At 32.8% G+C, this 2,844-nt stretch carries 5 protein-coding genes; 2 read left to right on the plus strand and 3 right to left on the minus strand.

What is annotated here, in order from left to right; translation table 11 throughout:
* Both B3Y13_RS04855 and B3Y13_RS04860 read left to right on the plus strand, forming a co-directional pair.
* Positions 1 to 807 (plus strand): diguanylate cyclase domain-containing protein (locus B3Y13_RS04855; RefSeq protein WP_296693047.1); only part of this gene is annotated, 807 nt, incomplete at its 5' end.
* A 9-nt stretch (positions 808 to 816) separates the two neighbouring features.
* The gene (locus B3Y13_RS04860) at positions 817 to 1,365 is read left to right on the plus strand and encodes an FKBP-type peptidyl-prolyl cis-trans isomerase (RefSeq protein WP_296017661.1); all 549 of its coding nucleotides are present in this window, start codon (positions 817 to 819) and stop codon (positions 1,363 to 1,365) included.
* Positions 1,366 to 1,376: 11 nt separating this feature from the next.
* Here B3Y13_RS04860 and B3Y13_RS04865 read toward each other — a convergent pair whose 3' ends face one another.
* The 3 genes from B3Y13_RS04865 to B3Y13_RS04875 all read right to left on the minus strand — a co-directional run.
* On the minus strand, positions 1,377 to 1,976 hold the full coding sequence (locus B3Y13_RS04865; protein ID WP_296017656.1) for a shikimate kinase: 600 nt from the start codon (positions 1,974 to 1,976) through the stop codon (positions 1,377 to 1,379).
* A gap of 59 nt (positions 1,977 to 2,035) precedes the next feature.
* Positions 2,036 to 2,347 (minus strand): hypothetical protein, encoded by a 312-nt coding sequence (locus tag B3Y13_RS04870; protein ID WP_296693049.1) that lies wholly within the window; start codon positions 2,345 to 2,347, stop codon positions 2,036 to 2,038.
* On the minus strand, positions 2,337 to 2,844 hold a 508-nt coding region (locus B3Y13_RS04875), incomplete at its 5' end, for a hypothetical protein (protein ID WP_296693051.1). The genes B3Y13_RS04870 and B3Y13_RS04875, both read right to left, overlap by 11 nt.

Genomic DNA, 2,844 nt, shown 5'->3' on the forward strand with positions numbered 1-2,844 from the left:
GGAGATGAATTTTTAATTGTTTCTTACGGAATGGAAAATGAAACGATTTTACGCGGTTTTTTACATTCGATTCTCTTAAAAATCAAAAATGAATTTGCTGGGAAATTCGACGATATTTCAATTTCCTGTTCGATTGGCTGCGCAGTTTTTCCTAAAAACGGAAAATCTTACAATGAACTTTTTAAAAAGGCGGATTTTGGACTTTATCGGGCAAAAGACAAAGGCCGGAACAGATATGTATTTTTCCGCAACGACTTGCATGCAGAACTTTTCCGAAAATCTGTTCAAGCAAACGATATTGTAAAATATGCTGACCGCGAAGTTCAGGAATTAAAATACATGGCAGAATTTGTGCAGGATATTGTGGTTGCTCCAAAAAAGACTGTTGAAAGAATTTTAATTCACTTAAAAGAAACATTTAATCTGGACAACATAACAGTTTTTACCGGAGATGATTTAAAGGCCAAATTTTCTCTCGGAAAAAAACTTGTTAATCATCAAAACGCAAATTACGCAAAAAGCAACGAATTTAAAAAGCTCCTCAATGGCAAGAATTATTTTACAAACAGTTTTATTGAAAGCACACTTAAAAACAATTCAAATTTCAGACAGGAAATGGAACTTTCCGGCATAAAATCTACAGCGCAATGCATTTTAGGAACAAGCGAAAACATAAAGGCTCTTATAACTTTTAATCACACCAAAATTTCGCAGTTATGGGCAGAGTACGAAATAAACTGCATTGCAATATTTGCCAGCGCATTAAATCTTTTGTATAATAGTAACCCACAAAAAATAATCTTTTAAGGAAAAATCATGAAAATCGAAAAGAATAAAATGGTAAAAATCCATTACACTCTCAAAGACGACGATGGAAACATAATCGATTCTTCTGAAGGAAAAGAAGCTCTTGAATATTTGCACGGAGTAGGAATGCTTATTCCTGGAATGGAACGTGAGCTTGAAAACCGCGAAAAGGGCGACAAATTTTCCGCAATAATTGAGCCAAAAGACGGTTATGGCGAATACAGACAGGAATATGTCGTAGAAGTTCCACGCGACCGTTTTGACACAAGCGTAGAAATCGAAGTTGGTCAAAAATTTCAGGCAGACACTCCAACCGGGGCAATGCTCGTTACAGTTACAAAAGTTACGCCAGAAAATATTACAATCGATTCAAACCATGAGCTTGCCGGCAAAAACTTGCATTTTGATGTTGAAGTTGTTGACGTTCGCGATGCAACTGAAGAAGAAATTGCTCCATACACAGCAGAAGGTTGTGGTGGCTGCGGCGGAAGTTGCGGTGGTTGTGGCGGCGGATGCAGCAACGGTGGCTGCGAAAATTGTGGCGGCTGCGAAGAATAGTTTCTAAGCCTTTATTCTGTTTTTGAAAGCGACTCTATAATCGAGTCGCGGTTTTCGTTTTTTGGCGCATTTTTCATATCAACAGAAATATTGCAACTTGAACGATAAATTTTCTGCCGTTCAACATAAAATCTATGAAAACTTTCCCGTACATCGTTTATTGTGCGCGGATTTTCTTTTGCAATGTATGCTGGAAGATTAGAAAGTTTTCCATCTACATCAATTTTTACTTCCTTTACAATGCGGTTTGCAGCTATATGTTCATCGGCATTCAAAAAAACAAGAATTCCAATTTCACTTAAAATTTTTATTGCTTCGGCATTATTGCAAATTCCGCCGCCAGTTGCTGCGACAGCAATGTATTTTTTTGAATTTTCAGTCTGCTGAATTTTTTCAAGGCGGTTCTTTAATTCAAGACACGCGTTTTTTTCTGCAGTTTTAAAACCTTCTTCTCCAAGTTCTGTGTAAATTTGGCGTGGAGTTTTTCCGGTTAATTCAAAAATCAAATCATCTGTATCAAAAGAAGGAATTTTAAAATATTCTGACAAAAAATTTGCCTGTGTTGATTTTCCGCAATGTTTTATTCCCATTAAAACTATACATTTTTTCATAACTTTATTACCTTATATCAAAAAAATTGCAATTTTTAAGGTTTATTATTATATTTTTATTATATTACAGAAAATATTCTGTTGATATAGAAACGTTGAATAAAATTTCTGTCTAAAAATAAAACTAAAACAACATTGTCTTTATTTATTTCTAAATTTTTCAAACAATAACAATCAATTGTTATTTCACTTTCATTTGTGTAAGTTGGAAATAAGTTAACTTTAATTATATTATCTTTAATTGATTTAACTATTCCTAAACTTGCAACTTTTAAATCACGTAATATATTTCTTTTTAATGCTAATAATACTTCTAAATCATCATTTTTAGATATTCCTCTAGTTCCTTGTCTCCTAACATCATTTGGCATTATTTAAACCTCCTAAAATATTAGACCAAAGTGATTTAGCTTTACACTCTAAATTATAGCTAAAATTACTTCCTCTATTTTCTAAATTTATATCGATTTGATAAATTATATAATTTCCATCTCTATCCATAAATTGAGCGATATTTTTCAAAGCTTCACTCTCATCTCTTGTACCAATATCAATTATTGAATTATCAACTTCAATTGTATCTCCAGGAACAAATCCAAAAGTTGGCATTAATGATATTTTTAATCCATCTGAATCTAATGATGGATAACCACTTGTGAGAATTATAGTCGAATTGGTAAGTTTTATTTTTCGAATATCTCTTCGATAAGGACTCCATATTGCAACATCACTTCCTAAAATTCCATCTGTATTAACAACAAAATTATTTGTATCACAGAGTGTATCTAACCAGCTTCCTACTTTTCCGTTTGCTATTTCGTTTTCTTTCAAAATTCTACTTTTAAAATCTTCATCGATATATGCTTTA

This window comes from Treponema sp. UBA7567, from assembly GCF_002476655.1.
Classification (GTDB): Bacteria; Spirochaetota; Spirochaetia; order Treponematales; family Treponemataceae; genus Treponema_D.